At 59.3% G+C, this 20830-nt stretch carries 17 protein-coding genes; 3 read left to right on the top strand and 14 right to left on the bottom strand.

Annotated features, from left to right (window positions below; genetic code table 11):
• The first annotated feature begins 14 nt into the window (after positions 1 to 14).
• On the top strand, positions 15 to 794 hold the full coding sequence (locus AC1DXN_RS24235) for a copper chaperone (RefSeq protein ID WP_477276550.1): 780 nt from the start codon (positions 15 to 17) through the stop codon (positions 792 to 794).
• A complete protein-coding gene (locus AC1DXN_RS24230) occupies positions 787 to 2799 on the top strand; it encodes a hypothetical protein (protein ID WP_477276548.1) in 2013 nt (670 codons plus the stop codon). The genes AC1DXN_RS24235 and AC1DXN_RS24230 overlap by 8 nt, the downstream gene beginning before the upstream one ends.
• 66 nt (positions 2800 to 2865) lie before the next feature.
• Here AC1DXN_RS24230 and AC1DXN_RS24225 read toward each other — a convergent pair whose 3' ends face one another.
• From AC1DXN_RS24225 to AC1DXN_RS24185, 9 genes are all read right to left on the bottom strand, one after another.
• The gene (locus tag AC1DXN_RS24225) at positions 2866 to 3105 is read right to left on the bottom strand and encodes a hypothetical protein (protein WP_477276546.1); all 240 of its coding nucleotides are present in this window, start codon (positions 3103 to 3105) and stop codon (positions 2866 to 2868) included.
• A gap of 395 nt (positions 3106 to 3500) precedes the next feature.
• Positions 3501 to 3797, bottom strand: coding sequence for a hypothetical protein (locus AC1DXN_RS24220; protein ID WP_477276544.1), 297 nt, complete (start codon positions 3795 to 3797; stop codon positions 3501 to 3503).
• 66 nt (positions 3798 to 3863) lie between these two features.
• A complete protein-coding gene (locus tag AC1DXN_RS24215; protein WP_477276542.1) occupies positions 3864 to 4625 on the bottom strand; it encodes an XRE family transcriptional regulator in 762 nt (253 codons plus the stop codon).
• An 88-nt stretch (positions 4626 to 4713) separates the two neighbouring features.
• Complete coding sequence (locus AC1DXN_RS24210; protein ID WP_477276540.1) at positions 4714 to 5673, bottom strand: OmpA family protein; 960 nt, start codon at positions 5671 to 5673, stop codon at positions 4714 to 4716.
• A gap of 68 nt (positions 5674 to 5741) precedes the next feature.
• On the bottom strand, positions 5742 to 7049 hold the full coding sequence (locus AC1DXN_RS24205) for a hypothetical protein (RefSeq protein WP_477276538.1): 1308 nt from the start codon (positions 7047 to 7049) through the stop codon (positions 5742 to 5744).
• Positions 7049 to 7795, bottom strand: coding sequence for a hypothetical protein (locus AC1DXN_RS24200; protein ID WP_477276536.1), 747 nt, complete (start codon positions 7793 to 7795; stop codon positions 7049 to 7051). The genes AC1DXN_RS24205 and AC1DXN_RS24200 overlap by 1 nt, the downstream gene beginning before the upstream one ends.
• Before the next feature lie 49 nt (positions 7796 to 7844).
• Positions 7845 to 9287: a hypothetical protein gene (locus AC1DXN_RS24195; protein WP_477276534.1), complete on the bottom strand. Its 1443-nt coding sequence runs from the start codon at positions 9285 to 9287 to the stop codon at positions 7845 to 7847.
• 727 nt (positions 9288 to 10014) lie between these two features.
• Positions 10015 to 13485 carry an ATP-binding protein gene (locus AC1DXN_RS24190; protein WP_477276532.1) on the bottom strand — a complete coding sequence of 1157 codons (3471 nt, stop codon included), beginning with the start codon at positions 13483 to 13485 and terminating at the stop codon, positions 10015 to 10017.
• On the bottom strand, positions 13482 to 14741 hold the full coding sequence (locus tag AC1DXN_RS24185; protein ID WP_477276530.1) for a metallophosphoesterase family protein: 1260 nt from the start codon (positions 14739 to 14741) through the stop codon (positions 13482 to 13484). The genes AC1DXN_RS24190 and AC1DXN_RS24185 overlap by 4 nt, the downstream gene beginning before the upstream one ends.
• 447 nt (positions 14742 to 15188) lie before the next feature.
• On the opposite strand from AC1DXN_RS24185, the gene AC1DXN_RS24180 reads away from it, so the two are divergent.
• On the top strand, positions 15189 to 17798 hold the full coding sequence (locus AC1DXN_RS24180; protein WP_477276528.1) for an AAA family ATPase: 2610 nt from the start codon (positions 15189 to 15191) through the stop codon (positions 17796 to 17798).
• A 231-nt stretch (positions 17799 to 18029) separates the two neighbouring features.
• Here AC1DXN_RS24180 and AC1DXN_RS24175 read toward each other — a convergent pair whose 3' ends face one another.
• The 5 genes from AC1DXN_RS24175 to AC1DXN_RS24155 form a co-directional block, all read right to left on the bottom strand.
• Positions 18030 to 18533 (bottom strand): DoxX family protein, encoded by a 504-nt coding sequence (locus AC1DXN_RS24175; protein WP_477276526.1) that lies wholly within the window; start codon positions 18531 to 18533, stop codon positions 18030 to 18032.
• A 54-nt stretch (positions 18534 to 18587) separates the two neighbouring features.
• Entirely contained in the window at positions 18588 to 19067 is a 480-nt protein-coding gene (locus tag AC1DXN_RS24170; RefSeq protein WP_477276524.1) for a tetratricopeptide repeat protein, read from the bottom strand.
• A gap of 31 nt (positions 19068 to 19098) precedes the next feature.
• A complete protein-coding gene (locus tag AC1DXN_RS24165) occupies positions 19099 to 20070 on the bottom strand; it encodes an MBL fold metallo-hydrolase (RefSeq protein WP_477276522.1) in 972 nt (323 codons plus the stop codon).
• Positions 20071 to 20163: 93 nt separating this feature from the next.
• Complete coding sequence (locus AC1DXN_RS24160; protein ID WP_477276520.1) at positions 20164 to 20391, bottom strand: DUF680 domain-containing protein; 228 nt, start codon at positions 20389 to 20391, stop codon at positions 20164 to 20166.
• A 59-nt stretch (positions 20392 to 20450) separates the two neighbouring features.
• Positions 20451 to 20696: a DUF680 domain-containing protein gene (locus AC1DXN_RS24155; RefSeq protein ID WP_477276518.1), complete on the bottom strand. Its 246-nt coding sequence runs from the start codon at positions 20694 to 20696 to the stop codon at positions 20451 to 20453.
• Between the last annotated feature and the right edge of the window lie 134 nt (positions 20697 to 20830).

The raw sequence follows: 20830 nt of genomic DNA, 5'->3' as shown, positions 1-20830 counted from the left end.
TCGTGCGATCTCTGTTGTTGAAAGGCCTGCTCGCGCCGCCCTTTAGGACTCCGGTTTTGGTGGCGGGCGCTGCTCTGGTAGCGTCATCAGCGATCGACATCCAAGCTGATATGACGCTTCTGTGCGGAAGCAATGCCGACCTCCTGCCAGTCAACGCGATCGTCGCCAGCGCGCAGTTCTTGATTGCAATCAATCCGCCGGCGATGCTGGCACTGACATGGCTTGCCATGCTGGTCGGGATGATGACGCCGCTCATAGCCTTGCCGTTGTTGCATGTCCGTGCATCAAGCCTCGTCAGCAGACGGTGGCGTGCCCCGGCGGGTTTTCTGCTAGGGTATTTCGGCGTTTGGTCTATGGCGGGCGTTCCGCTTCTCGCGCTTGCGCTCACGCTTCGCATTCAGGCGGGCAGCGCGTTGGCCGCCTTCGTGGTGGCGTGCCTGCTGGCGCTGCTGTGGAGCGCCAGCCCGCTGCAAATGGCCGCGCAGAACCGGGCGCACCGGCTGCGGCGTATAGGACTGTTTGGGTTTGCGGCCGATCGCGACTGTATAGCGTTCGGGGCGGCTCTGGGCGGGTGGTGTCTCGCTAGTTGCTGGGCCTGGATGCTGGTTCCGCTGTTTGTCTCGCACGGACACATCCCTGCAATGCTCGCAGTCGCCGCCATCGTGATGGCAGAGCGACTGAAGGGCCCCGGACCCTTGCGGTGGCGCGTCCCCGTTGTCCTGGCGGCGCCGGTCGCCTGGACAGGACGCGCGGTGATCCGCGGCCGACGCGAAGGGACCATGCATCATGTCTAGAAAGTGTCTTGCCATCGGCGTCAGCAGTGTCGAGCCCGTGGACGCCGCCGCTGACGAATTCCCCTATCTCGATGGGGCCGTCGTCGCCGCCGAGACGATCGGCCAATGGGCGCTCCATTCGGGCTTTGCAGCCTCAGACGTCGTGGTCCTGACCGACAAAGGCGCCAACCGCATCACGGACAGGTCGCTCCAGGATGCCTTCGATCAGCTGGTGCCCGCAGGCACGCCGGTCGATCATTTTGTGTTGGCGTTCACCGGTCATGGTCTGACCGGCATCAATGATGACACGACCTACTGGCTGCTCAACGATTCGCTCGACCAGGGCTATAATATTTTCGTCGAGGAACTGCGACGGCAGCTTTACGCATACGGCATCCAGCACCTCACGATCTTCAGCGATGCGTGCCGTGCCATCGCCAATAGCCGAGATCTCCGTGGCCTATTGCCTCGGCCCGGGGTGCGCAAACGCCACCAACCGCCTGTCGCCGATATCGAAGTCGCGCGTTTCAATGCCTGCCAGGACGCGACAAGTGCTTTCATGGTCCGGGTGCCTGGTGCCGCTGCGCCAGGTAAATGTATCTTCTCGGGCGTTTTGGCCGAGGCCCTGTGGGGTCGCGTACCGGCGGCGTTTGACGGTTCGGTGGTCGACAGTTCCTCGCTCGGCCGCGGACTTCGGGCCGCAGCCAAGGAACGGGCAACGCAATACAACTTGACGCTGGTCCCAGGCGGTAGCGCCTTCTTCGACAAGGTTGTCTACTTCGATCAAGCCACGCCGCCATTGCCGCCCGATCCTGATCTCTCCCCATGGCCCCCCACCGAAGGTGCGCAGGCTGCCTCAGCCGGTGCTGTCGCAGCAGGAGCCAAGCTACCGGTGGCTCCGAATGTCTTCAAATCCGTGCTCGAAAACGTAGCAATCCGCACCACCATACTTGGACCGTCCTTCGGCGTAAGCCATCCCGACATTGACACCACGAGGGCCTTTCCTGGCCTGCCGAAGATTGCCAAGCCGCTTGTCGAAAGCGTGAGTCTGGCGCGCCAGCGGCTAGCCTCGCGCAACGTATCGAAACCGAGCAGGAAAGTGCTGTCAGATCAGGTCGCGGATCAGCTGAAGAGGCTGGAAGGACTCGCGGCCGGCGAGGCTCGCAAGAAGAAGGCCAATACCCTGCGCGCGTCCTTGGAGCGAGCCGCTATGCCTTCGCGCGACGCACATGTGCGGCTCGTCATCAATGGCACGGTAAAACAGATATGGTCTGCGATGCCGCTGCGTCTGCTTGGTCGCGGACTGAGACCGACCGAGTTTTCGCCTTCCAAGCCCACGGATGAAGGCTTGCTGATGATTGAATTCGCGGACGGCCTTTTCGCCCCGGTCTGGCTCTATCGCGATCTGGTCTGCACCCTACTGCGCGACGGCGACGGCGTCGCCGCCATCAGCTACCGTGAAGTCAACAGTGACAACACTGGCACCCACGTCGCGGCAAGGGCGATCAGCCGGTTGGTGACGGGTGATCTGTCAGCCGAGGATGTCGACAACCTCGCGACCGAACTAAGACATGAGAAGCACGTCAATCCCATATTCGGCGCGATCGCGGCCTATTGTTATGACGTGATCGGAGATTTGAATTCCATCCGCCGCATGGCCGCGTATTACGGGAAGAAAAACCAAGCAACTCCATACGACATCGTGTTCATGGGCATGGTCAAAAATGACGGAGCAATGGCGCATGTGTCGAGCGTACCCGTGGACAGAAGGCGCAGAGAGGGTGACGGGCCTATCTGGCTTATGGCGGGGACGCAGGCCGTGGACGTGCGCATTGCGGGTCGTTGCCCTTGGCTTCGACAAGGCTGGGATTTTCTTGCCGCGCCCGAGGATGCTGAACTGCCGCTCGTCGACGGACTGAACCGCTTCCGTGCCCATCTCACCCGCTCTGTCTTTACCACGCTGGACAAGGACGGAGGCAGAGCACTCGCCGAGAAATGGCAGATGAAGCCAACTCAGCTTGTATAAACGCCATGGGGTCGCTGGTTCCCCGACTCGTTCCGTGGAGGTCGTCGTCGCCACGTGCCGACAGGCTCAGGCCTCTGTGTTGCTACCAAGTTTTGAGAAAACTGCACACCAGAAGCGATAGTCGGCTTTGCGCCCGTCGAAATGTGCAGTCAACGCGCACCATGCTGCGGCAGTCGTCGCACTTGAACCGTAAAGCTCGATAGCTGCCTGTACCGTCGCCGATGGATTGGTCAGTTCCCAGAGGGTCAAATTGCCGTTTTCGGTTGCGTCGTCGGAGCTGAAATAATCTGAGTGAATTTTTGGCACGCCAACACCTCCCGCGGGTTGGTCCGGCGAGGGCAGCGGAGCGCGCTGCCAGGCCGGACGTTGGGAACCCACGTGGAGTGAGCCACTATCCAAGGGCGCTTGCGCCCAGGATATTCGTCGTGTCGTCCCTGGCCTTCGGCATCTTCGCGAGCGTAGTGGTGGATACCCGCAGAAGGTTGCGCACCGCCGATTATCGCAGAGCGCCGTTCGGTAGACAACTGGCCCGAGGATGACCGGTCGCCGGTTTTTTAGGCAGGCTCAACCGAACATTCCCTCAACCGAACATTCCTTAGAGGCGTTGATCAACGTCGTCAGCGCTCGCGGGACGCCAGTGTTCGGCCATTGATAGAGGGGTTCTGACGTGGTCTCTCGATGTAACTCGCCAAGTTGCGGTTCTAGTCGACGTCGTAGTTCTGCTTGTCGCTGTAGCCGGCCCAGGCTCCCGATGCGTAAGACGGTGAACCGTCGATCCACCCGGCTGTCTGCCACAGGATATCCAACTGCTCCTGAAGCTCTGCGGCAAGTTCACCGTTCATCTCGGCCAGCTTGGCAACGGGCAAAATGAACTCCGGCTGCCGCAGTCGTCTCCCACCAGGCCGCGCATTAGACAGCTCAACGTCTTCGACCCCATCGAGAGAAATCGAAACCAACGCAGGGCCCGCCAAATCCAGGCCGTTGGCGATTGTGGCCATTCGCTCCAGGTTTCGTACGATGAGAGCCTCAAGGCGTCTGCCGTCGGGCGGGAGTACCTTCGCCATTTAGCGGAAGTCTCGCCCGACGCTTTCGGCAACTTCAAGAGCAGCCTTCGTCCTACCGCGCTCCAGGGCATCGCGTCCCGTTAGCCCGTCGAGCTCGCCATGTGGCTGGACCAGAAAGCGATAGACGGCCCACGCTCCTCCCAATCGCTCATGAAGATGTGCGAGTTCGGCATAGGGTCTGCCATCGGCGTCGAGCTGCCAAACCGGAAAACGAAAACCACGCTTCGCCCCGTCAAGTCCCAGAAGCTGGCCGCTCTGCCGTTTCGTGTTTACCGTCACGCGGGTCGTGCCGAGCAGCTTTGCGAATGCGTCGGCACTCAGCATATCGTCGGCAAGGAGGATCTCAGCAGCCCGCAAACGGCCGCGAGCGCGCGCTGCGGCCAACGCGTCCTGCAGTTCGGGATCAGGGGTTTCAGCCCCTTGGATCACGCCTGCCTGGGCGGAGGTGATTTCCTCAACAGGGGTCACCGTCGTCGCACCTGCAGGGCCGACATCGACACGGAAGCTGACCGCTCGACCGGCAGTGCGACTTCTGTCGACAGCTTCCCCATATTGCTGCAACAGGACCTTTATCCGTTTGGGGTTCACTGTTATCGTTTTAGAAGCCTTATCCGACACCTTGATCGTGAATCCGGCGGCTCCCTTTGGTAGCCTCTTACCTGCACCGAGCAAAAAAGCCGCTGTCAGAGTGGACTTCGCCGCAGGGCGCGCCTGCCGGCCCGGGCCAATTCGTACACCAGATTTTGATTTTGGAGAGGCCATTTTCCCTGCCTCCGTTGAGGTAGATATGGCAAAGATCGATAAACTCGTCAAGTTCGTAAAGGCGATTTCCAGAGGACCGGCCGTCACTTCAAGGGCGTGCGGATGGCCTGTCGGCGGGTACCGGATCCTGGCGCCGGCGCACTCGAATTTCAATTCGCCTGCGGGTTTCAACGCTACCAGTTTGCTTGCCGTCGCTCAGAACATCACCGGGCATGATGAGCTGTGCGGCAGAAAGCGGAAGGACTGTCGTGCCGGCCAGTTGCGGGTCGGATCGCAAGATTTCGGTGACGGCGATCGCTCTGGCAAGGCCAAGACCGGCATTGTCGGATGGCCGCACTGCTGAGATTGGCATTTCGTTCGCCAGCACAGCGCTAACGACCTTATCAAGGTTAGAAGGAAGTCCGGCCAGCGGTTGCTCATCCGTATGACCAATGACCTCGATGATGTCGACGTCGTAATCTTTCAGATAGCCTGCGATCCGTCCTGCGATGTCACTTTGAAGCTGGTGCTTAAAGCCTGGCGAAAGCTCCGCGCTGCCAACGGCAAAATAATAGCCGCCCGCCTCGCTCAGGTTGATGATCGGTGGCCAGGCATGCGGTTTGGCGTTTTCTCCCTCGGCAGCCTTGCGGAATACCTCGTTGAGACGCTCTGCAATTTGCGACGTATCGGTTTTCAAAAACCCTTGTTTCTTCAGGACTTCCATCGCCGGTGCTAGGGTGAGCGCTTCGTTTGCTGAGAGACCGTCTTTCGAAAGCGTACGGACCATGTCACGGGCGAGCTTCAGCTCCCGCCAGTCATCATCGACTGCCGTGTTTTCGATCACCTCCTTTGGCAAAGCCGCTATGGTTTGCTCGAGCTTGTCATTTCTTTCAGCGAGCAACTGGTTCTCTTTGCGAAGATCCTCAGCTTGGCGGCGAACACGCTCAAGCTCAACGACGGAAATATCCCGGTTGGCGATGGCCTGCTCGGCGTGTTTCCGCTCGGCTGAAATCGCTGCGGCAGCAATCAGCAGCAGGCAAAAAACCAATAGCAGCAGAGTCTCCGCCATGGTCAGGCCTAGAATAAGGCCCCGTCCATATCCCTTACGCTCGATTGTGATTGATGACCGGGTGTCGCTCATCGCCTGGAGAACCACCCAAACCGCTTGTCTTCAGGAACCTCTCGCGAAGTATCATCGGTTTGAGGTTTCGTCTCGACCCCCAAGGGACTCCCGTATTGCTCAGCTGTCGATGAAGCCGCGATGGGCGAAACCGGCTCCGCGTTCGGCCTTCCAGACACGGCGTCTATGATCTTGCGCCCTAAAACATCATTGCGGTGGTCGGCGATTTTCTCAATGTACTGACGCAGGTCTGCGTGTTGCTGCTGGATTAGCCGCTCTAGATTCTCGGTCACTTTTTGAGAATGACCCGCTGCGTCGACCGCCTTTTCCATGGCATTCACGCTGCGATCTACGGCCGCGACGACGCGCTCGATTGATTGCTGAGTTCGCTCCAAAGATTCGGTCTGAAGCGTGCGCGCTTGATCGGAGGCGATAAGCGTCTTTGCATGGGCAGCGACAACCTTCTCCAAGGTGGTCAGAGTCGGCTTAAGGCGGATACTGATCAGCTCGTCAGGTGTTTTGACCTCGGCAAGTTTCGTCCCTGCCGCCTCGACTTGGGTGCCGAATGCAGCGAGCGTCTCTGCAACGCGGGCATTGGCGTCTTCAAAGGTTTTCGTTGAGGACACCATCCGCTCTGATGCTGTGCTCAAGCGGCTCTCTGTCTTGGTGCCGACATCATCGAGTACAGACTTGATCTGGTCGCCTGCGCTTTGAATGGGCTTGATTGCTTCCTGAGTTAAGGACTCCATGACCTTCAGGATCTGGGCGCCCGATCGCTCGGCTTGCTTGCCGATCTCCTCGAAACCCTCCTCCAGCATTTGGTTGCTGACGCGTCGAAAATTGGCAAACTCGCGAGAGGCGGCTTCCAATTCACCGCGCACACGCCTGGTCATTTCCGCAAGTTCATGGCGGGCAGCGCGCTCGATATCGATGGGGTCGCGCCTTACCTGATTGTAGAGAATGCGCAAGCCAATGCCGCAAATGGTTGTCACCACGGCAAGCCCAAAGTTGCGCACGATATTGTCGATCGGCTCAGAGACATTGAACCGGTAGAGCGCAACGCCGAGGCTCGTCAGCGTGAACAAGAACCCCATGTAATAGAGGTTGTCGCCGGCCTGTTCGTCATGAAGGCGCAAACCCGCCAAAAGCGCAGTTACCAGGAAATAGGTGAACATGAAGACGACGGGGACGACAATCGTAAATGACGCGGTCCAAGCGTGAGTTTTGGCCACCCAGATAAAAACGACGCCAATGAGCGTCAGGGCGATGTAAATGGCTTTTGGCAGATTTGCCTGAAGCCAAACGGTGAGCTGCCGCGTCGCCATCAGTTAAGTCCTTCAAGTCTGATGAAATCGGCATCGACTGCTTTGTTGTCGACAAACCATTTGGCCCAGAAATCGCAATGCGCCCTGCTCTTTGCTGGTGCTTTCTGGCGCTGGATATAGAGCACGGTAACGGCGACACGGTCCAATGACGTCCTGTACATATCCTTGGCCGAGCTGTGTTCATAGGCGGCATAGTCGATTCCCGAACGGTATTGAGAATACGCAGCCGTGTGCTCGATCATGTCAGATGCGATAATCAGCGTTTTCTTGAGGTCAGGCTGAAGAGTATCAAAGAGGCTGAGCTTGAGCTTTTGTACTCCGGCCATGATCGGTGATTGAGATGCGGACTCATCATCACCTATTTCCTTCATGAATTCGTCGAAAGGTTTACGGTAGCCGTGCTCCCAGCGCTGCTTGGCCAAGCGCGGGTTCGATACGAGTGGATCCACGTTTGAGCCATCGCCGGGATTGCAAGCACTGAACAGCGGTGTCAGCTCACCAGGGCGCTCAGTGAGGCCATAGATGCTGATGAGCCCGCCTTCTGGTGTTCCAGCGGCCAGAGCATCAAATCTGTTGCGTAAATCCTGCAGGGTCGCCGCCGAAATGGTGTCAGTAAGGTCCAGCAGAACGGCGGTTGCCGAAACCGGACCTGTTACCGGGCAACTCGTAGTCGGATCGAGCGCCACCTTGTGAGAGGCGACCCATTTGAAATATGAGAATGCTCCGACGCTGAGAACGATAATCATGGCAAGCGCCACGATCCCCAGGATGGGGGCAACGCCGCCCCCCTGAGGCCTACGCCTGTGTCTGGGCATCGACTTGATCCGGATGGAGCTTATCAAGGTTATGATACCGGTCGACGGCCTTCGCGAACTCGTCGGCCATGCGCTGAGACTGATCGGTGAGCTCGTCTCGCGCCCTCTTGATGGACTCGGATAGTTCGTCGTCGTTGAGTTCCCCTATCAACCTATAGGGTGGCTTGATACGCTCTAGCCTGTAGGACTCCGTGAAATGCTCGGGCGGCGGGGTCGAACGGGCTTTTCGGTTTGCTTCCCGGTAAGTCGCCAGCAGAAGGTTGGCCACCCTCTCCAGGTGATTTTGATGTTCGTCGAAGAGTTGGACGATGCGTCCGCGGTGAGAGATGATCGCATCATACTCTCGTTTGCGCGCGCCAAGCCCGCGAACGATTTCGGTTATTTTGTTTGTATATTCGTCTCGCACGTCCTGGAGACGCTCGATCAGATGCTGACGCGTTTCAACGTAAGTTGCGCGTCTTTTTCCCAATCTTGCTTCGACGCCGGAATAGCCAGGATATGGGTCCGCCAGGAACCAGGCATCGATGAATGCGGCAATGGAGAACGAAACGCCGACGCCGAAGAGAATCCAGGACTCGATGTCGTTCAATTGGAATGGCGCGTCATGGAGTCTTCGGATCACCTCTTGGCCCGCCTTGCCAAACAATGTCTCCGAGGTCTCCCGGTAATGAGCGAGGGCCAGATTGATCGAACCTGCGAAGGCGAGATAGAGGATGACGATTGCGCTTCCGAACAACTTGCCTGCTACCGACCGATGGCGGGAATACTTGACCCAAAAGGCTGCAAGGGTGGCGCCGCCAATGTTAAGAAAAGAGAAGCCCGCCGCGAGGGTAGTGCCGCCAATCAATCCCTGGTCGCTGCCGGCTGCCAGAAAGGTACCGTTGAAGCCGGTCTCAAAGATTACGCATACGACCAGAAACAGGATCTTGAGAACCTTGATCGTTGTGGATTGCGTTCTGGCGGCGCGATCGAGCTTGTGATCTCGTCGGAAACTGGTCCGCTCGCGTTCGGCATCATCGAGCGCACGGCGCAAGCCGTGAAGCTGGTCAATCCCGCTCTGCCATTCCGCTATATAATCGGTGACCGTCGTGGCGTTGGTCTGTTTGGTCATGACAAACTGACCATCGAAATCAAGATTGGTCAGCCGCTCGCTAAAGGTGCGCATCTCATCTTCCAGCAATTGGTGGGCAGCTTTTTTCTCCTCCTCTACGCGTTCCACCACCGCGAGTTCGATCTCATCAAGACCGGCCGCATCACTCGGCGGCTCGTCGGCAGATCCGCGATCAGCCCCCTTCGTTGCCAAGCCTAAGTCGTTTGCCACGCGATCAACGTCAAGATTGGGAAATACTTGCGTTGAGATGTCAAAATCGTGACTGGACGCCCGCACACTCTCCCACAGTCGATTTAATGCGTCGAAGCGCACTTGCTCCCCCTTGATGCGTCGCAGGGCGGTTTGCGCCCGTGTTGTTTTCAGAAAGCCTACGTTCCAGTGATCAGGATGGCAAATCGCCGTCAGGCATTTTTCGTGTCCGGAACATATGCCGTTCCAAAAGCAATAAAGCCATCAAGAAATGGCTTATGAGAATACTTGGGCGGAGAAATCCGCTGCGACAAGCGTCCGCGTCATATCTTCAATCATGGTCGACGTGGCGCTGGCAGACCCTGGCGATTAGGGGACACATCGAGGCGAAAGCCTGCTTGTTTGCCTCCAACCATTAGGGCAATCTGCCGACCGGGAGAAGGGGAGACAATGAGGCAGCTTCTAGCAGGGTTGCTCAGTATTGTGTGCGTTGCGATATTGGCAATGCAACCATCCTTGGCGAATTCCCCCTGCAGCGGCCGGAAGGGCGGAATCTCACATTGCCAAGGCAGTACGTTCGTTTGCAATGACGGGTCGGTGAGCGCCAGCAAGAAGAATTGCACGGCCTACCTTGGAGGCAGCGCAAGCCGAGCGCTCGGGCTGATGGATAGCGAAAATGCAGATATGGAACCGTCAGGCAATCCAGGCGAATGCTCTTGTCGATCAGGCCAATACTGCACCGGTCCGCGCGGCGGGCATTATTGTCTCACTGATAGCGGGGCAAAGAGCTACCTGCGCAACTAGCCAGCCACCTGTTGTCCGAGTTTCGCGCTTCGATCTTCATGTGCAACTATGCGAGCTCGTGGATCGTCACGCCCGGTACAACCGTCTTGGCGATCTCGCACAGGTGCTGGTGATGCGTGAGGTAAATCACCTGGCCGGCACTCGCCATCTCCCCAAACAATCGGAATACCTCCTCGGAGCGGAAATGGTCGAAGGTCTCCATGATGTCGTCGGCGATGAATGGCACTGAGGGTCGAAACTGCGCGAACTCGTAGTAGCCAGCAAGCCTGAGCGCCAGGTAGAGTTGAAAACGCGCGCCTTTTGACAGCGCGTCGGCGATCTTGGATTGCCCGTCCCGCTGCATTGCTATGAGCACTTCCCCACCCTTCACCGGCTGGGTTGTCAGGCCGGAGTACTGGCCGCGGGTCATCAGGGCGAACGCGTCAGATGCCCGCGCCATCATCCCGGAGCGGTGGCGCTCGCGGTAGACGCGCAGAGCATTCCCAGCCGACATTATTCCAAGTTTAAGCTCGATATAGCGGACCGCCTTTTCCTCGATTTCCAGAAGGACGGTGCGCCTTTCGGCATCTATGCGGGCAACAGCGGCGTCGCCGCCAATCGCGTCCAGCTTGTCGGTCGCGCGCGTTTGGCGAATGAGCTGTTGCTGTAACGCCTCGTCTAGGTCGCGAAGCCGTTGCTCAGCTTCGGCCTTCTCGATTGCGAGACTGTCGAGATCGACAGCATCCAATATCGAACGCGCCCTCTCGAACCCTTCCACCGCGAGCCCGGACGCCACCTGCTCCTCGAGTTCGGCCACGGCTGAGCGCAGGCGATCCCTGTCGCGCAGCAGTTCGTCGCGCTGCACGACTTCAGATAGCGTGGCCGCGCCGAAGATGCTCAGGACCTCGTTTTTGCGGCGCTCGTGTGCCGAAATCTCAGCATCAAGGATCTCACGCCCATCCTGCAGGCGCTGCAGGTCATTGACGAGGCTTGCCTTGGCCTCGCGCGTGCGCTCGGCGCGCTCCAGGCGCTCGGCAAGCCGAATCGCCAGCTGTTCCGGTTCGTCGTCGCTGGCGGCCTCGCCCGCTTCTGCTGCAACTGCAGAAACCTCGACCAGGAAATTGTCCCTGTCGGCCTCCATCTTCTCGATACGAAGTTGCATGGCGTCCCGGTCTTGAAGACATTTGGACAGTTCAGCCAATTGATCGAGGACGCCGCCGACGCCGGGAGCCGAGACGCCGCTCTCTAGCCAGGTGCCCTTGAGCGCCTCGGCAACGCCAGCTAGCCATTCATCGTCACGCCGCTCAGCGACTTCGATGGCTCGGCGCCTGGCAGCCAAATCCTCTTGTCTTGTGCCAACGGTCTTCAGTGCCTCGGTGCGCTCAGCGTCCACCTTGAATTGTCTCTCAAGGAACAACTCTGCCACGGCCATGATCGTCTCCAGGCTGTCACCAGGATCCGAACCGACGCCGACGCTCCCCAGTGCGCCGCTCAGCTCCAGGCGTATTCGGCGTTCCTCATCACCCGCCCGCTCGATCTTCTTGCGGGAAAGCTCTATCTCCTCCCAGGCCGCGAGCGCATCGCTCCGGGCAGCAATGCGATCCTCGATCAGTTCGATCAGCCGTTCGGGGGATGTTTCCGGGATTTCTCCAAGCAGGTCTCTTGCGACTGCAAGAATTTCCGAGAGGACAGCCTCCCGATCTGAGCTGTTGCGTTCAAGTTGGCCGCGCGCATGCGCGATTGTGGCCGCGGTCTCTGCGAGGTTGCGGTTTGTGCTACGAATCTCAACGAGCTCCCGAACGTTGACCAGACGGCCCGCTCCGACGCTGTCGTCTCGAGCCAGTGCTGCCGCGAAATCATCCGCCGTCTCGCCAGTTAGGTCATCGCGATGCCTTGCCCAGGCTTCGTCCCGGGCGCGCCGAATGGAGCCCGCCGCATCATCGTCGGCGACATCGACCGAGGCACGAAGGGCTTCCAGCTGCGCCGCAAGTAAGTGGTGATGGCCCTGGTGCTCGGCAAGACGTTCGGAAAGAATGCCCCTGCTCTTTCCCTGCTCTGCGGCAAGCGCCTTCCATGCGCCAAGCTTTCCAGCATTCGGAATGGCGATCCTGGCCAATGCCTGCGCATCTCCCGACCAGGGATGCAAGCGTGCGATCGCGGCCTCCCATCGAATTGCACCCGCATCCGCAGCCTCGCGTGCCGCCTTGGTCTCCCTCATGTACCCGCCGGCCTTTGCCGTAGACAAAGCCGAAACTAGCCTTGCCCTGGCAGGCTCGGGCACGGCCCGTTCTTCGCCGATCCGTTCGCGTGCCGCCTGGAGCGCGTCAGCAGCGGCCGCGGCCTCCTCGCGCGCGACGCGCACGCTGGTAACGATCCCGGATCGCTGCTCGACCATGGCGCGCACCGCGCCGATGGTTGCAGCAGGCAAGAGCAGGTTGGCAGGGTGTGGCTCGGAGGACCTACCAAGTGCGGCAAGGCAGGTCGCCACGGCATTGTCGAGGATTTGCAGCTCCGTCCTGCGACTTGGCAGGTCGAGCCCGGCCGAGACGTGGCGCACCTTGCGGTCGGCCAGGCCGCGAACCCGTTCGGAGATCGCAAGGATCAGCGCGTCCACATCGACCGAGGCGATTTTCGTCGTGACCCGCTCTAGCTCGTCCACACTCGCGGATAGCCGCGTTCTCAGACTGGCGTCGGTCTCGATCATGTCGGCGACGCTGCCGGTCCAGGTCCGTGACGGTGAAGCGATCTCAGGCAACTCGGCCAGTTGGGCTTCCTTACGTCGGATATCGGCAAGGATCGGGATCGCGCGAAGATACTTCGCGATCGTATCGAGCCGAGCCGACAGCACCGACCGTTCGGCGATGCTGCGATTGTATTTTTCTGTCGCGTCCAGGCGCTCTGTCTCGAGAGTTTCGAACGTCGACGCCAAGGTGTCGATCGCCTCCCTCCCGGATTTCAGTTCCGCAAGCCGCTTCTTGAGCAGCGCAAGCTCGGTTCCGTGTGCCTGCTTGCGATAGAGCCTGTCCGCTTCGGCCTCGAGTACGCTCAATGTATCGCTTGCGTGCCCGAGGCCGGCGCTGGCCGTGAACAGCAGCTTGCCCAGGTCGCCGCGCGATTCCAGGATTGATTTTCCACCTGCTTCCAGCGTTTCGTCATCGAGCGAGAACATGGTCTCGTATGCGTCGCGCGACAGCCCGGCGAGATGCGCTGATATCGCCATTTCGCTGACCGGTTGGCCAGTCGGGTTCAGCAATGAGTTGGTGCGCTGTTTCGTGCGTGTGAACGTGTGCTCCGCGCCGCCGAGTTCGAGCACCCCGCCGATGCGCATTGCGCTGTACTCGTGCAGGAAATTGTAGCGGCTGCGTTCCTCGATGCCGAACAGAAGGTCGAGATAGCCCGAAAGCGCGGTCGACTTGCCGGCTTCGTTCAGGCCGAAGACGATATGCAGGTCCGGACCGGATTCCGGTTTTGGCCCGAAGTCGATCGTCCTGTCGGTGAACTTGCCATAGCGGACGAGATCAAGTCGCCGGAGCCTCATTGCGATCCACCGGCCTTGAGGCGGGCGGTGACCAGGTCGGCGCCGTTGGCAAGCACCCTGTCGAGGAACAACTCCAGCTCGGCCTCGTCCTTGCCGGCGAAATCGCGCCCGTCAGGCGGAAGATCTGCGATCATCTTCTGGACCAACGCCCTCGCCTCCGCACGGAAACTTTCCGAGCTGGCATCGGCGCGCATGGATTGAGCGAGTTCGAAAATCGGATCGGCGACGCCCTCCGATGTTTCGCTCGCGGATGGAGAGACATTGAGCTCGAGCTTCTCCACCCAAGTGTCCCCAGTGTGTTCCGCGACCTGCTCGGCTTCTGCGAGCAGCAGGTCGCGGTCACGGATCAGCGCCCAGGATAAGGGTGACGCCCCGGTCAGGCCGAGGCGTACCACTGCATGGCGAGACCTGACGGAGGCGCGCACATCTTCGAGCGCGGAGCGGACTCGTCCGACAACTTCCGACCATTCCACCGTTTCGGTCAGGTCGACGTTCACCCGCTCGAATTGCGCGACACTGGTCAGCCTCTCCTCGATCTCGACGGTGCGGTCGTCGCGTACCGTCACCAGGGTGACGGATTTCTCGCCGGCCTCGTTGATGTCCCTGCCCTGCGGAATTCCCGGCATCACCACAGTGCTCGACCCAGGATGGACTTGGCGGACATGGATGTGCCCAAGCGCCCAATAATCGAAGCCATGGCCGTGAAGGTCAGCGACGCTGCACGGGGCATAGACGTCGTGGCCCGGCGATCCAGCCAGGCTCGTATGCATGATGCCGACATTGATCGCGCCTTCACGCGGAGCTGAATACTTGGGGAGCAGACTGTCCGGCGCCTTGGGGCTGGCAAAGCTCAAGCCATGGAACATGACGTCGAGCCCGCCGGCTGTCTGCAGCACTGACTGGGGACGGCCGCCGAAGATCGTGACCGTGTCCGGGAACACGAGCTGTTTCGATATCCGCGATAGCGCGTCATGATTGCCCCGGATCTTGAAAACCTTGATGCCGGCCTGGTGAAGTCGTGTCATCTGTGACGCCAGGAACCGCGCCGTTTTCATCGACGTCTGGTCGCCATCATAGAGATCGCCGGCAATGACCAGCGCATCGACACGTTCCGCAAGGCAGAGATCCACGATCGAGATGAGCGCCTGACGGCTAGCGTCTCCGACCAGTTCGGCAAGGTCGGGGTTTCGCAGCGCCAGCGAACGCAGCGGCGAGTCGAGATGGATATCAGCGGTGTGTACGAATCGAAATGCCATTCAGGGGCTCCGCCCGCAAACATACCGATGTTCGATCGCGGTTTGGTAGATGAATTTCGCGCGACGCCGTATTGGCTTTCACGGCCTGGGATGGGGTTGAAGCTCAGCCGAGCCTGGCGACCGGCCGCAAACGGGTGACGTATCGTTGCCTGATCCACCACATTATTGCCGACCATAGGTTCACGTCGTTCGCCGTACGTGGATCGTCAGTCGTACTTTCGACCGCTCGACGGAAGCGGTTCTTGCATGCCTGCGACTGACGCCGGTTCCAGCACGATCTGCCAGGGGAGAAACAGGAGCTTAGGTTCAGGGCGTCGCAAAAACCACAATTGGAATGTACTGGACCTTCAAGTGTTAAATACAAGAAAATAGTATTGCCTGATCCAGTTGGAGATTGACTTTATGCTCGATTACTTATCGGAATGAGGGCTGGTCGGGGGAGACAAATTGACAGTTCAGGACGTGGAGGCGGCACCGTCCTCTCAGGTGACGCTTTGGGATGAGCTGGAGACTTGGGCGAAGGATTTCTCGCCCTGGCAAAAGCTGACACTCGCTTGGGCGGTGCGCTATGGCGTTCTCACTGCTGAGCAGATCGGGCAGGTCTATGGTGTCTTCCTGCATGGATTCGGACTGGCGGACGAACCAAATCCAAAGCCTGAGATTCCTACAACAATAACCGGCAAAGGCAGCGGGCTCGCCTCCCAAAAACCCCGGCTATTGCGAATTCATGATGTCAGCGGCGTAAATGCCTTGACCCCAACTGCCGAGCTGGTTTTCTCGCCCCAACTGACGCTCATCTATGGTGGAAATGGCGCCGGAAAAAGCGGCTTTGCGCGCATCCTGACGAATGTATGTTTCAGCCGAACTCGGCACGCGATCATCCCCGACATTTATGACGATGCCGCTCCAAGAAATGCCTCGGCCACCATTGTGGTGGTCGATCACGCTGGCAACGAAGTCCCTCTCGTCTTCGATGGAACGACGGAGCATGCCGAGCTGAAGAGGTCTTTTGCAGTTTTCGATAGTTCCGTCGCGGGAAAGCATTTGAAGGATTCGGGGCCTCTCGCCTTCAAGCCGGCTGGTTTTGACGTGTTTCCCGAGATGGCGAGGGTGTATGGTCTGTTGGCTCAGAAACTGGCCGCCGCCATCGATGGGCGACCACAGCAAAACCGCTTTGTGAACGCGTTCATCGGGAACGTAACGGCCGCTTCGGCTGCTGTTGCTGCACTGGGACCAAAAACAGACTCGGTGGCCCTGCGGAAGCTGGCAGAGTACGGCAAGGATGAAGATGCCCGAGTTGAGGAGATCCAGCGTTTAACGTTGGAATTGCAATCCAGCTCGCCGGAGGAGAGCATTCGGCGGCTGACGGAAGCGCGCACGCCAGTCGAGGTTCTGCGCGACACCTTGAAGCAGCTACGCGCGGCTCTTTCGCAGACTGAACGGGATGGAGCAAAGAGCTTACTTGCGGAATTCAACGATACCGCCAAGAAAGTGGCGGCAACCGGTACGGCATCGTTCAAGTCGGACAAGTTGAAGGGTGCCGGTGGGCCGGAATGGGAAAAACTCATTGCAGCCGCCTATAAGTCGGCTGCCCTTGAACACGATCATTATCCAAACGACGGCGACAGTTGTTTGCTTTGCCAGCAGCCGCTAGGCGACCAGGCCGTTGAACTTTTCGAGCGATATTGGGAATTCCTCACCAGTACGGACCGGACTGCGCTGGTGGCCTTGGACAACCAGATCAAGGCCAAGATCAAAGGCTTCGATAGCCTGACGCTCGATATTTTCGGCGAAGACACGGTGGCACGAACATATCTCAAGACCGCCCATCCCTCGCTCAATGATCAGGTTGTTCAGCTACTCGCCACCCTCAAGCTTGACCGGGATGCCATAGTTGTAGCCTTGCAAAAGGCAGGAGAGACGTTTCCAAGTGACGGCACCATGGATTTGACGCCGCCTTTTGAGGCTGTGATTGCAAAGATCGGCGCGGATATAGCAGACTTGAAGCTTCTCAGCGTGGCGGATGCCATCGCCAAGCTCGACACAGAGAGGGTGGAGCTTCGTCATCGCGAAGTTCTAAGCAAGAACCTTCATGACATCGAGAAATTCGTGGCGGATCTCCAGTGGTGTGAGGTCGCTGACTCTAAGGCCAAGCCGGCTTTGAGCCCCCGCCGCCTCACCGAGAAGGAGAGTGAACTGTTTTCAAGGGTCATTGCCGAAACCTACAGATCACGGCTCGCACAGGAATGCTCCGGACTCGAATGTGCCATCCCGGTTGAGTTTCGCACCAAAGGTCAAAAGGGGCAGACGATCCGCTCGCTTGCCATCAAGGAATTCGCTTTGGATCAAATCCTGAGTGAGGGTGAGCAAAGGGCCGTTGCCTTGGCGGACTTTCTGACCGAGGCCGCTCTCAATGAGCTCAATGCCGGGCTAATTTTTGATGATCCGGTTAATTCCCAGGACCATCAGCGCAAGGAACGCATCGCTGGCCGGCTGGTCGAGGAGGCGAAGAGCCGGCAGATCATCATATTCACACATGATCTCTTGTTCTTCACCAAGATCTGCGGCGCAGCGGAGAAAGCGCAGATCGAACCAACTATGCACTGGATTCAAAGAGGCGCCAACGATAAACCTGGATTCGTCAGCCTTAACGACGCGCCAATTTCCACCCCCCAGTATCTCAAAACCAAGCTGGCGGAAGAAACGTTGGCCCAAGCGCAACAGCTCCTCGGCTCGGCTCGGGTAGATCTGGTGCGCAAGGGCGCCGGGCAGCTACGGCGCACAATCGAGGAGGTGGTGCCGCACCTGTTGCTCAAGCAAGTTGTGAAACGTTGGGACGACCGTATCATGGTGACGGCGCTTCGACGCGTGATGTGGGATAAGGACCTGATTGAAGAAATCATCGATGTGTTCGAGATGTGTTCTGCCATCATGGAAGGTCATAGCCACACCGAGGCAGGGACAGAAGCGCCTCCGACCATCGAAAGATTGGGGCAACTCGTCGAGCGGGCCAAGGCAATCATCACCAAGGCGAAATCGGATAAGCCTAAGAATTAGAGATCTCAATTGGATGGGCAACGGGTGGATTATCGCACTGTGTCGAACCGCCGACGATGCGGACGGCAGCTTTGCGCCTCATATCGGCCGGTAGGGCGATCCTATCCGTGCCGATAAGCGGACGTCAATGAGCTAAACGCCACGAAGGGCTTGCGCCATCAGGGGGCAACCGAGGCGTTTGTGGGGTGCCCGATCGGGCGGGTTGATATGAGACCCGGAGTGTTGGCCAATCTAGAATGGAAGCTTGATATCGCCCACCGAGAGAGGACTACCGGCCGCTATGAGCGCCGCAACCGTCTCTCTGTCCTGTTGCCGGCGCTTCACGAGGCCGTCCAGCACACTGTCGAGAGATATCGCGCCGGCGCCGGCTATGGCCAGGACCAGCATGCCGCCGGCAATGGCAAGATCCTTCTCGAAATGCAGCAGCTCATTTTGACTGGCGAAATTGGTGTGGAACAGCGCTGCCGTTGCCAGGCAGAACAGTCCGAGCGCGACCGCGGCCAGGCGCGTCAGCAGGCCAAGGCCGACCGAAAGACCGGCTCCCAGTTGCAGCGCTATGGTGGCCATCAGAAGCGGCAGGCTGACGCCCAGCGCCGCCATCGCCTTGGCTGCACCGTCGAAATGCGTCGCCAGCCCCAGCCCTTCATGCACGAAGAGCAATGAAAGCAGCAGGCGACCGGTCAGCAGGATCAAGTCGGTGAGGTGTAACTTCGAGGCGGTTTGGGTCTTTGTCACGATTGGCTCCAGGCAATAGGGAAGGGGCAGGCGCCCTGCGGCGCCTGCTTGGCTCTACTTGGTCACTTTGGTGTCGATGGCCTTTTGCAGGTCCGCGCGTTCCTCGCAGCCTGCAGGGCAGAGCTGTGTCAACGATGCCAACTGCTCCCTGGCCTTGGCCATGTCGCCGGTCTCGACATAGAGCTCGCCGAGATATTCACGCGCCGCCTTGTGGTCCGGCTTCAGTTCGAGCGCCTTGGTGTAGTAGGTCAACGCCGTCGTGTAGTCGCCGGTCTTGCGCAGCGTGAAGCCGAGCAGATTGTAGACGTCGGCCTGTTGCGTGTCCTGCGCCAGGTCGCGAAGATCCGCCAGCGCGCCCTTATAGTCCTTGGCATCGATCTTGGCCTTGACGGCGGTGAGGTCGGGTGCGTCGTCGCCTTCGATGTTATCGACGGCATAGGCCGGCACGGTGACGGCGACCGGAACGGCGGTCAGCACGGCAACGGCGCCTAGCAGTCCGAACACGGCGTGCTTGTTGAAGAGGGGAGCTTTCATTGTCTTTCTCGCTTTGTTGGGATTGCCGCGCTTAAACTTGCACGGGGGTGAAGCCATAGGCGTTGCCGTCCTTGACGAAGGTGCCAGTGCCCGGGAACGGGAAGTGCGAGCCCGAGATCCGGATATTGTCGGCAATCACACGATCGATCAGCCTGTGCCGCGTGGTGATCGCCGTCGGCCCGTCCTGGTCGTAGGTGCCTTGCCAGTCCGGATGCGGCGCCAGCAGTGCCGGCACATACATCGTGTCTGCCGAAATCATGATCTGCTCCTTGCCGGAGTTTGCGAGGTAAACCGAGTGGCCGGGCGTATGACCGGGCGCGGCGATGATCTGGATACCGGGCGCCACTTCGGCGCCGTCCTCGACCAGCTTCCAGTTTTTCCATTTCGGGAAGTTTTCGGCGATACGTTTGCCCGCCGGCTTGCGCCCCTCGGGCAGCTTTGCCAGCCGGGCGGGATCGGTCCACCAGTTGTATTCCGTGGCGTTGACGATGAGCTCGGCGTTCGGGAAGACCGGCGCGCTAGTGCCCTTTTCCATCAGACCCCAGATGTGGTCGGGGTGGAAATGCGAGATCATGATGGTGTCGATCGTCTTGTAGTCGATGCCGGCGGCGGCCATGTTGGCCGGCAGATGAGTAGCATTGGTCTGCCATTGGCCGACACCGGAACCGGCATCCATCATGATCAGCCGGCCGTTCATCTTGAGAACGACGACGGTGAGCGGGATGGGCATGAAGTCTGTCGTCAGGCCGGCCTTGGCAAGGGCTGCCTTGGTGTCCTCGACCGAGACATCCTTGATAAAGGCCGGGTCGTGCGGCTTGCGCCAGATGCCGTCATAGATGGCGGTGATTTCGATATCGCCGACCTTGTATTTGTAGAAGCCGACGGCCGGCTCGACCGACATTTCGGCGAAGGCGGGACGGGTGAATTCCAACTTGCCGGCGAGGCCGAAAGCGGCAGCGGCAGCCGCAGACCCAAGCAACGTGCGACGTGTCATGTTGAACATGATGATCTCCTGATGTGAGGCGGTAAGGGTGGGGCGGCGGAGGACCAGTCGTGGCGCTCCGTCCTGGTGCGGACTTGTTGGTCCTGAGGAAACTTAGTTGCCCCAGATGCCTTGGCCGTATTGATCCGGCACGCTGGCATTGGCGTCATCCTTTGCTTTTTTGGCCTTTCGGATCGAACCAGTGTGCGCAGTGTCGATTTTTGAAACCGAATGGCTGGCGACAGGCTGGCTTGAAGTGTTCGAGCCGTAGTGGTCGCTGCCGGCGAAGGCCGTGCCAGTGGCAACAAGGATGGCGGCGGCGGTAAAGACGATCTTTTTCATCTAAACAGTTCCTGATTTTGAGGATTGAGAGAAGTTGTTGTTTGGAGGTCGAGGGGCGTTCAGCGGCCCCAGAGACCGTCGTTGTTGTGCCGGGTGATGATGTCCTGAACCGACCCCTGGCTCGGCCCGGTCGTCACCTTGGTGTCGACGGCGTCCTGGCGCGGGGTGGAGGGAATGGAAGCAGTGGCATTGGTATCGACGCTGGTGGCCGGTTGGTTGGAGTTGTTGGCGCCATGGTCGCTGCCGGCAAAGGCAGTGCTTGAGGCAAGCAGAATGGCAGCCACGCTGAGAGCGAGCTTGGTCATTTCGGTAGATCCTTGTTTCGTTTCTTGGTTGCGTGCCGGGAAATTGGCCCCGCTAACAACAAGACCCGCGAAGGCATCCCTTTATTCCCGGGTGGCGCAAAATTCTTTTCAAAATCCCGAAATCAGAGGCGGCG

The sequence above is a fragment of the Mesorhizobium sp. P2_H9 genome (assembly GCF_056403215.1).
Note: the sequence above shows the minus strand (reverse complement) of the source record. Positions and strands in the feature narration are given on the sequence as shown.